General features: G+C 70.7%; 18 protein-coding genes. 13 read left to right on the plus strand and 5 right to left on the minus strand.

Annotated elements, in window-relative coordinates; translation table 11 throughout:
• Nucleotides 1-60: 60 nt before the first annotated feature.
• Nucleotides 61-984 (minus strand): alpha/beta fold hydrolase, encoded by a 924-nt coding sequence (locus C7H73_RS08255; protein ID WP_106846197.1) that lies wholly within the window; start codon nt 982-984, stop codon nt 61-63.
• Between the two features lie 121 nt (nt 985-1,105).
• Between C7H73_RS08255 and C7H73_RS08260 the strand changes: the two genes are divergently transcribed.
• The 3 genes from C7H73_RS08260 (at nt 1,106) to plsY (ending at nt 3,406) form a co-directional block, all read left to right on the plus strand.
• Nucleotides 1,106-2,167 carry an aldo/keto reductase gene (locus tag C7H73_RS08260; RefSeq protein ID WP_106846198.1) on the plus strand — a complete coding sequence of 354 codons (1,062 nt, stop codon included), beginning with the start codon at nt 1,106-1,108 and terminating at the stop codon, nt 2,165-2,167.
• Between the two features lie 71 nt (nt 2,168-2,238).
• Nucleotides 2,239-2,739 carry an aminoacyl-tRNA deacylase gene (locus C7H73_RS08265; protein ID WP_106846199.1) on the plus strand — a complete coding sequence of 167 codons (501 nt, stop codon included), beginning with the start codon at nt 2,239-2,241 and terminating at the stop codon, nt 2,737-2,739.
• A 34-nt stretch (nt 2,740-2,773) separates the two neighbouring features.
• On the plus strand, nt 2,774-3,406 hold the full coding sequence (plsY, locus tag C7H73_RS08270; RefSeq protein ID WP_106846200.1) for a glycerol-3-phosphate 1-O-acyltransferase PlsY: 633 nt from the start codon (nt 2,774-2,776) through the stop codon (nt 3,404-3,406).
• Between the two features lie 6 nt (nt 3,407-3,412).
• Here plsY and C7H73_RS08275 read toward each other — a convergent pair whose 3' ends face one another.
• The gene (locus C7H73_RS08275) at nt 3,413-4,411 is read right to left on the minus strand and encodes an HD-GYP domain-containing protein (protein ID WP_106846201.1); all 999 of its coding nucleotides are present in this window, start codon (nt 4,409-4,411) and stop codon (nt 3,413-3,415) included.
• Nucleotides 4,392-4,877, minus strand: a complete 486-nt coding sequence (locus C7H73_RS08280; RefSeq protein WP_106846202.1) for a YajQ family cyclic di-GMP-binding protein — start codon at nt 4,875-4,877, stop codon at nt 4,392-4,394. The genes C7H73_RS08275 and C7H73_RS08280 overlap by 20 nt, the downstream gene beginning before the upstream one ends.
• Before the next feature lie 64 nt (nt 4,878-4,941).
• Here C7H73_RS08280 and murB point away from each other — a divergent pair, with 64 nt between their 5' ends.
• Nucleotides 4,942-5,994, plus strand: a complete 1,053-nt coding sequence (murB, locus tag C7H73_RS08285; RefSeq protein ID WP_106846203.1) for a UDP-N-acetylmuramate dehydrogenase — start codon at nt 4,942-4,944, stop codon at nt 5,992-5,994.
• 69 nt (nt 5,995-6,063) lie between these two features.
• Here the strand turns inward: murB and C7H73_RS08290 are convergent, their stop codons facing one another.
• On the minus strand, nt 6,064-7,200 hold the full coding sequence (locus C7H73_RS08290) for an iron-containing alcohol dehydrogenase (RefSeq protein ID WP_106846204.1): 1,137 nt from the start codon (nt 7,198-7,200) through the stop codon (nt 6,064-6,066).
• A 62-nt stretch (nt 7,201-7,262) separates the two neighbouring features.
• Here C7H73_RS08290 and C7H73_RS08295 point away from each other — a divergent pair, with 62 nt between their 5' ends.
• The 3 genes from C7H73_RS08295 to C7H73_RS08305 all read left to right on the plus strand — a co-directional run bounded on the left by C7H73_RS08295 (nt 7,263) and on the right by C7H73_RS08305 (nt 10,005).
• On the plus strand, nt 7,263-8,135 hold the full coding sequence (locus C7H73_RS08295; RefSeq protein ID WP_106846205.1) for a 2-keto-4-pentenoate hydratase: 873 nt from the start codon (nt 7,263-7,265) through the stop codon (nt 8,133-8,135).
• Nucleotides 8,136-8,197: 62 nt separating this feature from the next.
• Complete coding sequence (locus C7H73_RS08300; RefSeq protein WP_106847596.1) at nt 8,198-9,118, plus strand: alpha/beta hydrolase; 921 nt, start codon at nt 8,198-8,200, stop codon at nt 9,116-9,118.
• Between the two features lie 26 nt (nt 9,119-9,144).
• A complete protein-coding gene (locus C7H73_RS08305) occupies nt 9,145-10,005 on the plus strand; it encodes a YbgC/FadM family acyl-CoA thioesterase (RefSeq protein WP_106846206.1) in 861 nt (286 codons plus the stop codon).
• A 67-nt stretch (nt 10,006-10,072) separates the two neighbouring features.
• Here the strand turns inward: C7H73_RS08305 and ygfZ are convergent, their stop codons facing one another.
• Complete coding sequence (gene ygfZ / locus C7H73_RS08310; RefSeq protein WP_106846207.1) at nt 10,073-11,017, minus strand: CAF17-like 4Fe-4S cluster assembly/insertion protein YgfZ; 945 nt, start codon at nt 11,015-11,017, stop codon at nt 10,073-10,075.
• A gap of 62 nt (nt 11,018-11,079) precedes the next feature.
• Here ygfZ and mltG point away from each other — a divergent pair, with 62 nt between their 5' ends.
• The 6 genes from mltG (at nt 11,080) to C7H73_RS08340 (ending at nt 15,700) form a co-directional block, all read left to right on the plus strand.
• The gene (gene mltG / locus C7H73_RS08315) at nt 11,080-12,081 is read left to right on the plus strand and encodes an endolytic transglycosylase MltG (protein ID WP_227001310.1); all 1,002 of its coding nucleotides are present in this window, start codon (nt 11,080-11,082) and stop codon (nt 12,079-12,081) included.
• Nucleotides 12,078-12,740 carry a dTMP kinase gene (gene tmk, locus C7H73_RS08320; RefSeq protein WP_106846209.1) on the plus strand — a complete coding sequence of 221 codons (663 nt, stop codon included), beginning with the start codon at nt 12,078-12,080 and terminating at the stop codon, nt 12,738-12,740. The genes mltG and tmk overlap by 4 nt, the downstream gene beginning before the upstream one ends.
• Nucleotides 12,737-13,741, plus strand: a complete 1,005-nt coding sequence (locus C7H73_RS08325; protein WP_106846210.1) for a DNA polymerase III subunit delta' — start codon at nt 12,737-12,739, stop codon at nt 13,739-13,741. The genes tmk and C7H73_RS08325 overlap by 4 nt, the downstream gene beginning before the upstream one ends.
• Nucleotides 13,742-13,783: 42 nt before the next feature.
• Nucleotides 13,784-14,143: a PilZ domain-containing protein gene (locus C7H73_RS08330; protein WP_106846211.1), complete on the plus strand. Its 360-nt coding sequence runs from the start codon at nt 13,784-13,786 to the stop codon at nt 14,141-14,143.
• 67 nt (nt 14,144-14,210) lie between these two features.
• Entirely contained in the window at nt 14,211-15,029 is an 819-nt protein-coding gene (locus C7H73_RS08335) for a TatD family hydrolase (RefSeq protein ID WP_106846212.1), read from the plus strand.
• Nucleotides 15,026-15,700: an ankyrin repeat domain-containing protein gene (locus C7H73_RS08340; protein WP_106846213.1), complete on the plus strand. Its 675-nt coding sequence runs from the start codon at nt 15,026-15,028 to the stop codon at nt 15,698-15,700. Before C7H73_RS08335 ends, C7H73_RS08340 begins: the two co-directional genes overlap by 4 nt.
• Nucleotides 15,701-15,759: the final 59 nt, after the last annotated feature.

Raw genomic sequence — 15,759 nt, forward strand, 5'->3', positions numbered from 1 at the left:
GATGGGCTAAAAATGATAGCTGCCAGCGCTTGACTGGCAAGCGCTTCAGGCCGATTTGCCTTAAATCTTCGAGACGAAGTCTTCGATCAGCTTCGCCACCACCTGTGGCTGGTCGTGGTGCAGCATGTGGCCCGCGTCCTGCACCACGGCCGTGCGCACGTCGCGCACGTGCGTCAGGCGCTGGTGGTACTCGGCCAGGGTGTACTTGTCCTTCCACCACTGGCTCAGGCTATCGCTGTTCGCCTCCACGGACAGCACGGGCGCGCGAATGGCGGCGTACAGCGCCAGGGCCTCGTCCACGCGGAACAGGTGCGGATTGACGATCTTGTGGGCGTCGTCGCCCAGGATGGCCCAACGGCCGTCGGCGCCGGGCGCGGCCCACTCGCGCGCCAGCCAGGCGGCCTTGCCCGCGGGCAGGCGCGGGTTGGTCTTCATCAGGCGCTGGGCCACGCCGTCGGCATCGTCATAGGTCTTGAGCGCCAGTTCGCCGCGCTCGTGCTGGCGGATCTCCTCCATCCACTGGGCGTAGCGGCGCGGGGCTTGGCTTGGGTGGGTGGCGGGCAGGCCAAAGCCCTCCAGGTTGACCAGGCGGCGGATGCGCTCGGGGCGCACGCCGCCATAGACCATGGCCACGTTGCCGCCCATGCTGTGGCCCACCAGGTCGATGGGCTGGGCGCCGGCGTAGTGGTCCAGCAGCTGGTCCAGGTCGGCCAAGTAGTCGGCAAAGGCGTAGTGGTCACAGGGCGCGGCCGGGCGCGTGTGGCCGAAGCCGCGCCAGTCGGGGGCGATGATCTGGCGGCCGGCGGCAAAGGCCTTGCTGAAGGCATCGACCACGAACTGCCAGGATGCACCCACATCCATCCAGCCGTGCACCAGCACCAGCGGCGCCTGGCCGGGCTGGGGGGCGCCCCACAGGCGCACGTGGTAGTCGAGGTGGCGGATGCGCACGGTTTCGGTGCGCGCGGTGCGAAGGGGCTGGTACATGGGGCCGGATTATTTGCGTCGCGCCGGCGGCGCCCAGTCGTGCCTGGGACAGTGTGCGCGCTGCACGCCGGCGCGGGCGTCCGTACACTCGGGCGCTGCATTTTTTGACGGAGCCCGTTGCATGAACACCCTTCCCCTTGGCCACAGCGACCTGCGTGTCACCCCCATCTGCCTGGGCACCATGACCTTCGGTGAGCAGGTGGACGAGCACGACGCCCATGCCATCCTGGACCAGGCGCTGGAGCGCGGGGTGAATTTCATCGACACGGCGGAGATGTACGCCGTGCCGGCGCGCGAGGCCACCTATGGCGCCACCGAGACCATCATCGGCAACTGGCTGGCAGCGCGCCCCGGCGTGCGCCAGCGGCTGGTGCTGGCGACCAAGGTGGCCGGGCCCTCGCGCGGCATGCCGTGGATTCGTGACGGCGTGGGCATGACGGCCGCCGACATTGCCGCTTCGTGCGAGGGCAGCCTGCGCCGGCTGCAGACGGACGTGATCGACCTGTACCAGATCCACTGGCCCGAGCGGCATGTGCCCGCCTTTGGCCAGCTTTACTACGACCCGGCCAAGGAGACCAGCCAGACGCCCCTGCACGAGCAGCTGCAGGCGCTCGCCCGGCTGGTGCGCGCCGGCAAGGTGCGCTACATCGGCCTGTCCAACGAGACGCCCTGGGGCGTGCACGAGTTTGTGCGACTGGCCGAGCAGCACGGCCTGCCGCGCGTGGTGGCGGTGCAAAACCCGTACGGCCTGCTCAACCGCAGCTGGGACAACGCCATGGACGAGAGCTGCCACCGCCTCGGCGTGTCGCTGCTGGCGTACTCGCCGCTGGGCTTCGGCCTGCTCACGGGCAAGTACGACCAGCATGCGCCCACCGAGCCAGGGGCGCCGCAGGATGCGCGCCTGGCGCGCTACGAATCGGTGCGCAAGCAGCGCTGGGGCCGGCCGGAAGCGCTGGCCGGCGCGCGCCGCTACAACCAGCTGGCGCGCGATCACGGGCTGACGCCCACCCAGCTGGCGCTGGCGTTTTGTTACCGCAGCTGGCGCGTGGCCAGCACCATCATCGGCGTGACCTCTGCCGCGCAGCTGCATGACGACCTGGACGCCTGGAGCGTGCAGTTGAGCCCTGAGCTGCTGGCCGAGATCGACGCCATCCGCTGGCAGCTGCGCGACCCGGCGCAGTAAATATTTAGGTAAAAAACGGCTCCAGCGCCCGCCAGTCAAGCGCTGGCAGCTATCAATTTTGAATATTTTCCATGGCGAAGAAAGGCAAGGTCGCGCACATCAGCGAGACGCCCGCCACGCAGCTGCTGCGCGCGCGCGGCGTGGCGTTCACCGAGCACCCCTACGACTACGTGGAGCACGGCGGCTCGGCCGAGTCAGCGCGCCAGCTAGGGCTGGATGAACACCTGGTCGTCAAGACCCTGGTCATGCAGGACCAGGACGCGCGCCCGCTCGTCGTGCTGATGCATGGCGATTGCACCGTGTCCACCAAGAACCTGGCGCGCCAGATCGGCGCCAAGAGCGTCGAGCCGTGCAAGCCCGACGTCGCCCACCGGCACAGCGGCTACCTGGTGGGCGGCACCTCGCCCTTTGGCACGCGCAAGGCGATGCCGGTGTTCATCGAGGAAAGCATTCTTGAGCTGCCGCGCATCGCCATCAACGGCGGGCGGCGCGGCTACCTGGTGCAGCTCGATCCGCAGGTCTGCGTGCAGCTGCTGGGCGCGCGGGCCGTGCAGTGCGCGCTGGCACAATGACCGGCCGCTTTTCCACGACTGTCGCCTTCTCAACGTGAATTCCATCCTGCTCACCCTTGCCGCCACCGTGGCCGCCTACTTGCTGGGCTCGCTGTCGTTCGCCGTCATCGTCAGCCGCCTGATGGGCCTGAACGACCCGCGCACCTACGGCAGCAAGAACCCCGGCGCGACCAACGTGCTGCGCTCGGGCAACAAGGCCGCGGCGGTCGTCACGCTGCTGTTCGACGCGCTCAAGGGCTGGCTGCCGGTGGTGCTGGTGCGCTGGTTCGGCCCGCCCTACGGGCTGGAGGAGGGCACCCTGGCGCTGGTGGGCCTGGCGGCCTTCGTGGGCCACCTGTGGCCGGTGTTCTTCCGCTTCGAAGGCGGCAAGGGCGTGGCCACGGCTGCCGGCGTGCTGCTGGGCATCAGCGGCTGGCTGGGCCTGGCCACGCTGGCCACCTGGGTCATCATCGCCTTCTTCTTTCGCTACTCCTCGCTGGCATCGCTGGTGGCGGCGGTGTTTGCACCCTTCTTCTATGTGCTGGGCGCCGGCATGGCCTGGTACAGCGACGCGCGCGTGGGCCTGGCAATCGCTGTCATGTCCGGGCTGCTCGCCTGGCGGCACAAGGACAACATCCGCCGCCTGGTCCAGGGCCAGGAATCGCGCCTGGGCGCCAAGAAGAAGTAGGGGCTGCTAGAGCGTCTGCGTGCGCTGGGCCGCGTACAGGCCCAGGCGCACCATGGTGCGGTGGTTCAGCTCCAGCGTGACGGCCGAGCGCGCCAGCGCCGACTGGATGCGCGGGCCGCTGCTGCTTTGCGTCTGGTACAGCTGGGGCGCCGTCAGCGGCTCGCCGCGCGCGTCCAGCACGCTGGCCACCAGCGGGGCGTTGGCCCGCTCGCTGCGGCGCAGCACCACGGCCGCCTCGCCGTTGTCCATGCGCACGAAGGTGCCCGGCGGGCACAGCCCCACGGTGCGCACCAGGGTGTGGCTGACCTCGTCGCGCCCCTGTCCCTCGTCGCCCACGATGGCGCGCACCGAATCGGTGGCGCTGCGGCCCGCGCGCGACGTGCGCGGACTGATCATGGCGGCGTAGCGGTCGATGGTGCCCAGCACGCGGGCCAGGCGCTGCGCCGGGGGCAGGCTGGCCAGGGGCGCCTGCTCGGGCAGCTGAACGTGGTGCTGGGCCACCACCTGCAGCCACAGCGCATCGCCGATGCCCATGCGCTGCAGCAGCTCGCAGCCGACCTGGGGGTGGCGGGCCACAGCCTGCTGCTGCTCGGGTGTAAGCGGCTCGCGCTGCTCGGCCAGCTGGTCCTGCAGCGCCGTCATGCCGATGTTCATGGTGAAGGCCGCGCCCACCAGGCTGGCGCGCTCGTGCGCGGGCAGGGCCAGCTCGCCCGCCAGGATGTGGCACAGCGCGGCGCACACCAGCGCGTGCGAGCCGCTGTAGCCCACGGTGGAGGTGGTGGCCAGCTGGAACATCAGGTACAGCGCCGCGTCGATGTCGTGGGCCACCAGGTCGGCCAGCCAACGGTCGCACTGGCGCAGCTTGGGGCCCAGCCCCTGCACCTGGGACGGACGGGCCAGCAGCGTGCAGGCGAGCGCCTCCAGGTCGGACCACTGGCCCAGCAGGTCTTCGTACTCGCTGTCCGGCGGCTCGCCGGCGCGAGGCTTAGTCGCGGAAGTTGTCAAAGGTCAGCGGCAGGTCGGTCACTTCCTTGCGGATCAGCGCCATGACGGCCTGCAGGTCGTCGCGCTTGGGTGCAGTGACGCGCACTTTCTCTTCCTGGATGGCGGCCTGCACCTTCAGCTTGCTGTCCTTGATCAGGCGCTGGATCTTCTTGGCCTGCTCGGAGTCGATGCCGTTCTTGACCTTGACGATCTGCTTGACCTTGTCGCCGCCGATCTTGGTGGGTTTTTGCACGTCCAGGAAGCGCACGTCCACGCTGCGCTTGGTGAGCTTGCCGCGCAGCAGGTCCTCGACCTGCTGCAGCTGGAACTCGGCGTCGCCCAGCAGCGTGATTTCCTTGTCCTTGAGCTCCACGCCGGCGGACGTGCCCTTGAAGTCGAAGCGCGTGCCGATCTCCTTGGAGGCGTTGTCCACGGCGTTCTTCACTTCAACGAAATTGGCTTCACAAACGATATCGAAAGAGGGCATGACAGTACCTCGGAAAACGGGCCAGGCCCCGTGCGGCAAAGGCACGGGTGCGACAATTCGGGCAATGGTAGTCGAGAAAAATGTGCCCTTGCAGGGCTGCAACACCTTCGGCATCGCGGCGCGCGCCCACACCCTGGTGCGCGTGCGCGCGCCGCAGGACGTGCAGGACGTGCTGGCCGACCCGCTGCTGGCGCGGTCACCGAAATTCGTGCTGGGCGGGGGCAGCAACATCGTGCTGACGGGCGACGTCGAGCCGCTGGTGCTGAAGATGGAGATCCGAGGCATGCGCCTGCTGGAGGAAACGGACAGGGGCTGGATCGTCGAGGCCGGCGCCGGCGAGGCCTGGCACGACGCCGTGGCCTGGACGCTGGCGCACGGCTGGCCGGGGCTGGAGAACCTGGCGCTGATCCCTGGCACCGTGGGCGCGGCGCCGGTGCAAAACATCGGCGCCTATGGCGTGGAGCTGCAGGACCGCTTCCACTCGCTGCGCGCGGTGGACCTGGACACGGGGGCCACTTTCGAGCTGGATGCCTCGCAATGCGCCTTCGGCTACCGCGACTCGGTGTTCAAGCACCGCTCGCCGGCTGCCGGCGGCTTCGGCCTGGCCGGCCGCGCCATCATCACGCACGTGCGCTTTTGGCTGTCCAAGGACTGGCGGCCCGAGCTGGGCTACCTGGACCTGGAGAAAAAGCGCGAGGAATCGGGCATCCAGCAGCCCAGCGCGCAGCAGATCTTCGAGTGGGTGTGCGAGGTGCGCCGCGCCAAGCTGCCCGATCCGGCCGTGGTGGGCAACGCCGGCAGCTTCTTCAAGAACCCCACCGTCACGCCCGAGCAGTGCCAGGACATCATCGCCCGCGAGCCCAAGGTGGTGCACTACGTGCTGCCTGACGGGCGCTTCAAGCTGGCCGCCGGCTGGCTGATCGACGCCTGCGGCTGGCGCGGCAAGAGCGTGGGCAAGGCGGGCGTCTATGACCGCCAGGCGCTGGTGCTGGTCAACCGCGGCACGCCCGAGGCCAGCGTGACCGGCGGCGAGGTGATGACACTGGCGCGCGCCATCCAGACCAGCGTCTATGAGCGCTTCGGCATCCGGCTGGAGCCGGAGCCGGTGGTCGTCTGACGCTCCTGTTTTGATAGCTGCCGGCGCTTGATTGGCGGGCGCTGGAGGCCAAAAAGGCTTGAAGCCCGGCTACATCGACTCGGCCAGCATGGCGCGGTAGTCGTCGGCGCTGGCCTCGCGCGGGTTGGTCTTGTGGCAGTGGTCGGCCATGGCGCCGCGGATCACCTCGTCCCACATGTCCTCGGTCACGCCCAGGCCAGCCAGGCGGGTGGGCAGGCCCAGGCGGTCGGTCATGTCCTTCACGGCCTCGGCCACGTCGGCGCCTTGCGGCAACCCCATGGCGTGCGCCATGCGCTCGATGCGCCGCTCTGTTTGTACCTGCCCAGCCTGCGCGTTGAAGCGGATCACGGCCGGCAGGAACACCGCGTTCAGCGTGCCGTGGTGCAGCCGCGGGTTCAGCCCGCCCAGGCTGTGGCTGAGCGAGTGCACGCAGCCCAGCCCTTTCTGGAACGCCATGGCGCCCTGCATGCTGGCGCTCATCATGTTCAGCCGCGCTTCGCGGTTGGCGCCATCGCGCGTGGCCGCCTCGATGTGCTGCCAGCCGCGCGCCAGGCCGTCGAGCGCGATGCCGTCGGCCGGCGGGTTGAAGGCGGTGGACATGAAGGTCTCCATGCAGTGCGCGATGGCGTCCATGCCGGTGGCGGCGGTGAGCTGCGGCGGCAGGCCCAGCGTCAGGCCCGGGTCGCAGATCGCGGTGCGCGGCACCAGGTGCCAGGAGTGAAAGCCCAGCTTGCGGTGGTCATCCACGATGAGGATGGCGCCGCGCGCCACCTCGCTGCCGGTGCCGCTGGTGGTGGGCACGGCGATCAAAGGTGCCACGCGCTCGGTAATGCGCGCCGAGCCGCCCTCGATGGTGGCGTAGGTGGTGAGCGGCCCCTCGTGCGTGGCGGCGATGGCGATGCCCTTGGCGCAGTCGATGGCCGAGCCGCCGCCCACGGCGATCAGGCCGTCGCAGCGCTCCTGGCGGTACAGCTGCACGGCGGCGCGCACGGCAGCCTCGGTGGGGTTGGAGGGGGTCTGGTCGAACACCGCGACGGCCAGGCCGGCCAGAGCATCGAGCGCCGGCTGCAGCACGCCGGCCGCGCGCACGCCCGGGTCGGTCACCACCAGCGGGCGCGTGATGCCGACGCGGGCGCATTCCTGCGCCAGCAGGCGCACCGCGCCGAATTCGAACTGGATCTGGGTGACGTAGTTGATGAAGGCCATGGCTGCAACGGACGGTGGATAGCAATTACGATGACCCGCCACATTACAACCAGGAGACCCGTATGACCAAGAAGCAAACCCTTGCAGGGCTGGCGCTGGCCGTCGCCTGCGCGACAGGCGCCAGCGCCCAGTGCCTGGACGACGCGCAGGTCGGCGCCCTGGCCGCGCGCTACGCCGACAAGGCGCCGGCGGCCAATTTCGCCGCGCCGCTGTCGGATGCCGACGCCGCCTGCACGAGAAAGCGCTTCAACGCGCTGCTGGCCGAGCGCCTGGGCAAGGTGGTGGGCTACAAGGCGGGCCTTACCAACCCGGCGGTGCAAAAGCGCTTTGGTACCGACCAGCCGGTGTGGGGCGTGCTGTACGAAGGCATGGTGCAGGCGAGCGGCTTTGCCACGCCGGCGCAGTTCGGCGCCCGCCCGCTGTACGAGGCCGACATGCTGGTGCGCGTGAAGGACGCGGCCATCCACCACGCCCGCACGCCGTACGAGGTGCTGCAGCACATCGACCAGGTCATCCCCTTCGTCGAGCTGCCCGACCTGATCGTGGAAAAGCCTGGCGAGCTGAACGGCGCCGGCGTGGCCGCCATCAACGTGGGCGCGCGCCTGGGCGTGGCCGGCGAACCCATCGCCGTGCCCGCCACGCGCGGCGAGCGCTACCGCCTGCTGGATGCGCTGGAGCGCATGCAGGTGCAGCTGACCAACCAAAGCGGCGAGCTGCTGGCCAGCGGCAAGGGCAGCGACATCCTGGGCCATCCGCTCAACGCCGTGGTGTGGCTCGCCCAGGCGCTGCAAAAGGAGGGCATCACGCTCAAGGCCGGCGACCTGGTCAGCCTGGGCTCGTTCTCGCCGCTGCTGCCCCCGAAGCCCGGCCTGGGCGTGACGGCCACCTACATCGGCCTGCCCGGCGCCAAGCCGGTGCAGGTGAGCTTTCAGTGAGCGGCGGCGCGCCGGGCCTGCAGTCGGCCTTTGAGGCGCACGCCCGCCAGCTCACCCCGCAGATGCGCAGCGTGCTCGAGCGCATGGCCCGCCTGGGCCGCCCGCCATTGCACTCTTTGCCCCCGGACCAGGCGCGCGCCGCCTACCAGGCCGGCGCCGAGGTGCTGGAGGTGCCGCGCGCCGAGCTGGCCCGCGTGGAGGACCTGCACATCCCCGCGCGCGACGGCGCATCGCTGCCCGCGCGCCTGTACGCACCCACGCTTGACGCCGGCCTGCCGCTGCTGCTGTTCCTGCACGGCGGCGGCTTCACCATCGGCAGCGTGGCCACGCACGACGTGCTGTGCCGCGAGCTGGCGCGGCTGGGCCGGTGCATGGTGGTGTCGCTGGACTATCGCCTCGCGCCCGAGCACCGCTTTCCCACCGCCGTGCACGACAGCTGGGACGCGCTGCGGTGGCTGGCCGCCCAGGCTACGCAACTGGGCGCGGATGGCTCGCGCCTGGCCGTGGGCGGCGACAGCGCCGGCGGCACGCTGGCCGCCGTCAGCGCCTTGCTGGCGCGCGACGCCGGCCTGGCGCTGGCGCTGCAGCTGCTGATCTACCCGGGCACCACGGCGCACCAGGACACGCCCTCGCACACCCGCTTCGCCCACGGCCTGGTGCTGGACCAGCCGGCCATCGCCTGGTTCTTCGAGCAGTACGTGGGCCACGGCCCCGAGCGCGAGGACTGGCGCTTCGCCCCGCTGCTGGCGCACGACCTGGAGGGCGCCGCCCCGGCCTGGGTGGCCCTGGCCGAGCTGGACCCGCTGGTGGACGAGGGCGTGGACTACGCCGACCGCCTGCGCGCCGCCGGCGTGCCGGTGGACATCGAGATCTACCGCGGCGTGACGCACGAGTTCATCAAGATGGGCCGGGCCCTGCCCGAGGCGCGCCAGTTCCACCAGGACGCGGGCCGCGCGCTGCGCCAGGCCTTCGCCACCGACTGACCTTTTTTCTTTGTTCTTTTGTCGCCATGCAACGTCAAGACTTCCGCTGCTTTCACCGCCTGCGCGTGCGCTGGGCCGAGGTGGACCCCCAGAAAATCGTCTTCAACGCCCACTACCTGACCTACGCCGACTGCGCGGTGACCGAGTACTGGCGCGCCCTGGCCTTGCCCTACGAGGCCAGCATGCACGTACTGGGCGGCGAGGTCTATCTGAAGAAGGCCGGGGTGGAATACCACGCCTCGGCGCGGCTGGAGGACATCCTGGACGTGGGTATCCGCTGCACGCGCATCGGCAGCAGCTCCATGGTGTTCGACGTGGGCATCTTCGCCGGCGACCGGCTGCTGGTCAGCATCGAGCTGATCTACGTTTTTGCCGACCCGGCCACGCAGACCAAGCGCCCCGTGCCGCCGGCGCTGCGCGCCATCATCGAGCACTACGAGGCCGCCGGCACCATGGTGGAGCTGCGTACCGGCGGCTGGGACACGCTTGGCCGCGACGCCACTGCCCTGCGCATGGCCGTCTTCGTGCAGGAGCAGGGGATCGATCCGGCCATCGAGATCGACGACCAGGACGCGCTGGCCGTGCACGCCGTGGCCTACAACCGCCTGGGCCTGCCCGTGGCCACGGGCAGGCTGCTGCCGGCCGTGGATGGCCAGGGGCGCATTGGCCGCATGGCGGTGGACCGCGTGGTGCGCGGCCAGCGCTGGGGCCGCGCCGTGCTGGATGCGCTGATGCAGGCCGCCCGCGAGCGCGGCGACAGCCACGCCACGCTGCACGCCCAGCGCAGCGCCGAGGACTTCTACCGCCGCGCCGGCTTTGCCGTGCAGGGCGAGCCGTTCGACGAGGCCGGCATCGCCCACATCACCATGCTGCGCGCCCTGCAGTGACTATGCTTTTGATAGCTGCCTGCGCTTGATGGGCGGGCGCTGGAGGCGGTTTTGACCTCTATTTTGGTCAGATGTCTTCCAGCAGCGCGTAGGGCAGGGCGGCCAGCGCCAGGGGCGCGCCGCCCACCGCCAGCGGCTTGTCCGCCGCGGCAATCTGCATGGACACCAGCGCATCCACGCCGCCGGCCGGGCTGGCGGCGGCCTGCACCACCTGGCCCACGGGCTGTTCGGCATCGCCTTGCGCGAACACCTCGGCACCCACCTCCAGGGCCGACGGCGCATGCACCAAGAAGGCGCGGCGCTTGAGCGTGCCGCGGAACTGGCTGCGCGCCACCACCTCCTGGCCGGGGTAGCAGCCCTTTTTGAAGTTCACGCCGCCCACCGATTCGTAGTTCAGCATCTGCGGCACGAAGGCCTCCACCACCGGCTGGGTCAGCGTGGCCACGCCGCTGCGCACTTCGCCCCACAGCCACAGTTCGGGCGCCAGCGGCGCGGCCATCAGGGCCGGGCTGCCGGCGGGCGCCAGCCACAGGGCGCGCGGCTGGCCGTCGGCCGGGTACAGGGCGATTACGCTGGCGCCGCCCGCCTGCGCCAGCGTCCAGGGCGGGCTGCCTGCCGGCAGCAGGGCGGAGGCTGCCTCGCCCGTCAGGCCCAGCAGCTGGAAGTCGGCCGTGGCATCGCTCAGTTTCGCCTTGGCCCGCAGCACGAACATCGACAGCCGCTTGAGCGTGGGCGCCAGCAGGTCGCGGCTGCACACCAGCAGCACCTCATCGGCGCTGCGCTTGAAGCCGATGAAGCTGGCCAGCATGCGGCCCTTGGGGTTGAGCAGCGCGGCCAGGCGCGCGTGCTGCAGGTCCAGCAGGGCGAAGTCCTGCGTCAGCTGGCCATGCAGGAAGGCGGCGGCGTCCTCGCCGGCCACGCGGATCACGCCCAGGTGGAGCAGCGGCGCGGCCCCGGCGGGCAGCAGGGCGGCGGGGTTCAGGGCAGGGGTCACGGGCTGGGATGCGGTCATCCGTCAATTATCATGGCCGGCTCCCTTGCCCCTGCCAACGCTGCTTTTTCTCCCTGACAACCGTGCGCCGACTGCTCGTCCTGTTGCTCCTTATCGCGGTCGCCGCCGGCGTCGGCGCCGCCTGGTGGCTGCACGCGCCCCTGCCCCAGCGCGCCGGCAGCGCCCCGGCCGGCCAGCCGCTGGAGCTGGAGATCGAGCCCGGCACCACTCCGCGCGGCGTGGCCCGCGCGGCCGTGCAGGCCGGGCTGGACACCAACGCCGACCTGCTGTACTGGTGGTTCCGCCTGTCGGGCAAGGGCCGGGGCATCAAGGCCGGCAACTACGAGATCCCGGCAGGCACGTCGCCCCGGGCGCTGCTGCAAAAGCTGGTGCGCGGCGAAGAAGCCCTGCGCGCCGTGACGCTGGTGGAGGGCTGGACCTTCCGCCAGGTGCGCCAGGCCGTGGCCCGCGCCGAGCAGCTGCGCCCGGACACCGCCAGCCAGAGCGACGAGGCCATCATGGCCGCCCTGGGCCGCGCCGGCGTGGCGCCCGAGGGGCGGTTCTTCCCCGACACCTACACCTACGCCAAGGGCAGCAGCGACTTGGGCCTGCTGCGCCGCGCGCTGCACGCCATGGATCGGCGCCTGGAGGCCACCTGGGCGCAGCGCGATGCGCGCACGCCGCTGAAGAGCGCCGACCAGGCCCTCATCCTGGCCAGCATCGTGGAGAAGGAAACCGGCCGCGCCGAAGACCGCGCGCAGATCGCGGGCGTCTTCACCAACCGCCTGCGCACCGGCATGCTGCTGCAGACCGACCCGACCGTCATCTACGGCCTGGGCGAGAAGTTCGACGGCAACCTGCGCCGGCGCGACCTGACCACCGACACGCCCTTCAACACCTACACCCGCGCTGGCCTGCCGCCCACGCCGATCGCCATGCCGGGCAAGGCCTCGCTGCTGGCCGCGGTGCAGCCGGCCGACACGCGCGCCCTGTACTTCGTCGCCCGCGGCGACGGCTCCAGCCATTTCAGCGAATCGCTGGACGAGCACAACCGCGCCGTCAACAAATACCAGCGCAAGCAGTGACGACAGGCCTGTTCATCACCTTCGAGGGCATCGACGGCGCCGGCAAGTCCTCGCACATCGACGCGCTGGCGCGCGCCTTTGCCCAGGCGGGCCGCACCGCCCTGGTGACGCGCGAGCCCGGGGGCACGCCGCTGGCGGAGAAGCTGCGCGAGCTGCTGCTGCACGACGCCATGGACGCGCTGACCGAGACGCTGCTGGTGTTCGCCGCCCGGCGCGACCACTTGGCGCAGGTGATCGTCCCGGCCCTGGCGCGCGGCGAAGTGGTGCTGTGCGACCGCTTCACCGATGCCACCTTCGCCTACCAGGGCGGGGGGCGCGGCTTCGACTGGCAGGTGCTATCACAAATGGAGCAGCTTGCGCAGACCGGGCTTGGGCTGGAGCCCGATTTGATGCTCAACCCGCAGCTGACCCTGTGGTTCGACCTGCCGCCCGAGCTGGCGGCCCGGCGCCTGGCCGCGGCGCGTGCGCCTGACCGCTTCGAGGCCCAGCCGCTGGAATTCTTCACCCGCGTGGCGCAGGGCTACGCCCGCCGCGCCGCCGAAGCCGGGCCACGCTTTGCCCGCATCGACGCCGACCGCGCGCGCGAGCACGTAGCCGCCCAGATGCTGGCAGAGGTGGCCGAGCGCGGCTGGCTGCCCGCGCAAGGGGCCGCTGCATGAGCGCGCAGCCTGCCGTCGCCCCCTGGGTGGCCCTGCAGCGCGACCAGCTGCTGGCCCAGCGCGGCCACGCCTGGCTCTTGCACGGGCCGGCCGGCCTGGGCCAGTACGAGCTGGCACTGGAGCTAGTGCGCGCCTGGCTATGCGACGCGCCCACGCCTCACGGTGCCTGCGGCCAGTGCGCCAGCTGCCACGGCATTGCCGTGCGCGCCCATGCCGACCTGTGCGTGCTGATGCCCGAGACGCAGATGCTGGAGCTGGGCTGGCCCCTGCCCGAGAAGGCCCAGGCCGACATCGACGACAAGAAGCGCAAGGCGAGCCGCGAGATCCGCGTGGAGGCGATGCGCGACGCTGTGGAATTCGCCCAGCGCACCAGCGCCCGGGGCCGCGGCAAGGCGGTGCTGGTCTATCCGGCCGAGCAGATGAACCACATCACCGCCAATGCGCTGCTCAAAACGCTGGAGGAGCCCCCGGGCGACGTGCGCTTCGTGCTGGCCACCGGCGCGGCCCACCAGCTGCTGCCCACCATCCGCAGCCGCTGCCTGGCCCACACCATGGCTTGGCCAGAACCGGCGCAGATGCAGCAGTGGCTGGCCGGGCAGGGCGTCGAAGGCGACGCCGCCCAGGCCTGGCTGCGCGCCGCCGGCGGGCGCCCGCACGAGGCGCTGGCGCTGGCGCAGTCCGCGCGCAGCCCGGCCGCCTGGGCGCTGATCCCCAAGGCGCTGGCGCGGGGCGACGCTTCGGCGCTGGCTGATTTCTCCGGGTCGCAGGCGGTGGAGGTGCTGCAAAAGCTCTGCCATGACCTGCTGGCGTGCGCCCTGGGCGCCGCGCCGCGCTACTTCGCCGCCGCCGACCTGCCGCCGGCGGCCAGCGTGGCCGCACTCACGCGCTGGTGGCGCGCCCTGGTACAGCACGCCCGCACGGCCGACCACCCTTTCAGCGCAGGGCTGATGCTGGACGCCCTGGCCGCGCAGGCGCGCCAGGCCATAAACTCGCGGCAGTAACCTGTCCTGCCCCTCACTTACCAGCGTTGAAAGCCGCCGCCCATGAGCAGTCCCTCCACCGCGCCGCGCCCCAGCGTGATGCAGCTGAACATCAAGGAAAAGGCCGCCCTGTATGCGGCCTACATTCCTTTCTTCGAGGAAGGCGGCATCTTCGTGCCCACCCAGCGCGAATACCGGCTGGGCGACGATGTGTATGTGCTGCTGACCCTGCCGGACGACCCTCAGCGCTACCCCGTCGCCGGGCGCGTGGCCTGGGTCACCCCGGCGCGGGCGGCGGGCAACCGCACGCAGGGCGTGGGCATCCAGTTCCCCAAGGACGACAAGTCGCGCGAGCTGCGCCACAAGATCGAGGGCATCCTGGGCAGCAGCCTGGGATCGGACCGGGCCACGCAGACCATTTGATCGCCCGCCCCGCACCGCAGGCCGACCGCGCGCCGGTCGGCTTTTTCTTTTCCACGCCGCCACAGCCATGTTCGTCGATTCGCACTGCCACCTGAACTTTCCCGAGCTGCGGGGCGACCTGCCGCGCATCCGCCAGGCCATGGCCGACGCGCAGGTGGACCGCGCTCTGTGCATCTGCACCACGATGGAAGAGTTTGCCGAAGTGCACGCCCTGGCCACCGGGCATGACAACTTCTGGGCCACCGTGGGCGTACACCCCGACACCGAGGACATGACCGAGCCCACCGTGCAGGATCTCGTGCAGCGCGCCCGCCTGCCGCGCGTGGTGGCCATCGGCGAGACCGGGCTGGACTACTACGGCATGCAAGACCGCAAGGGTGGGCGCAGCATCGCTGACCTGGAATGGCAGCGCGAGCGCTTTCGCACCCACATCCGCGCCGCGCGCGAGGCGGGCCTGCCGCTGGTCATCCACACCCGCAGCGCGTCCCAAGATACCCTGGCCATCCTGCGCGAGGAGGGCGAGGACGGGGCGGGCAACCGCGCTGGCGGCGTGTTCCACTGCTTCACCGAGACCGCCCAGGTGGCCCGCGCGGCGCTGGAGCTGGGCTACTACATCTCGTTTTCCGGCATCCTGACCTTCAAGAACGCGCAGGACCTGCGCGACGTGGCCGCCTTCGTGCCCATGGACCGGCTGATGATCGAGACCGACAGCCCCTACCTGGCGCCCGTGCCCTACCGCGGCAAGACCAACAGCCCGGCCTACGTGCCCTACGTGGCGCAGCAGCTGGCGCAGGTCAAGGGGCTGACCGTGGAGGCGGTGGCAGATGCAACCAGCCGCAACTTCGAGCAACTCTTTTTATCGCGCGCGGCGCAGGAGCACGCATGAACACGGCGCGCCGCACCCTGCTGGCCGCGGCCCTGGCGCTGGGGGCTCTGGGCAGCGCCCAGGCAGGCGCCTACGAGGACTTCTTTCGCGCCATCGAGCTGGACAACGGCGAGCAGGTGGCCTCGCTGCTGCGCCGCGGCTTCGATCCCAACGCCCGCAGCGCCAAGCGCGTGCCGGCGCTGGTCGAGGCACTGCACAAGGACTCGGTGCAGGCGGCGGCCGTGCTGCTGCAATCGCGCGGGCTGGACGTGAACGCGCGCAACGCCAAGGGCGAGACGGCGCTGATGATGGCCGCCATCCGCGGCAACCTTCCGGCCGCGCGCGCCCTGATCTCCCGCAATGCCGACGTGAACCAGCAGGGCTGGACGCCGCTGCACTACGCCGCCAGCGGCACCACGGACCATGCGCCCGCCATGGTCACGCTGCTGCTGGAGCACTACGCCTACATCGATGCCGCGTCGCCCAACGGCACCACGCCGCTGATGATGGCCGTGCGCAACGGCCTGGCCGACACGGCGCGGCTGCTGGTGCTGGAGGGCGCCGACCCGACGCTGAAGAACGAACGCGGCCTGACGGCCGTGGATTTCGCCCGCCAGGCCGACCGCGATGACATGGTGGAGCTGGTGACGGGGGCCGTCCGGCGGCGCCAGCCGAACCGGGGCCAGTGGTAGGCTTGCTGACCGAAAAAATATCAGTCAAATAGGCCTCTAGCGCTCGCTGGGCAAGCGCT

The sequence above is a fragment of the Pulveribacter suum genome, assembly GCF_003013695.1.
GTDB classification, from domain to species: Bacteria; Pseudomonadota; Gammaproteobacteria; order Burkholderiales; family Burkholderiaceae_C; genus Melaminivora; species Melaminivora suum.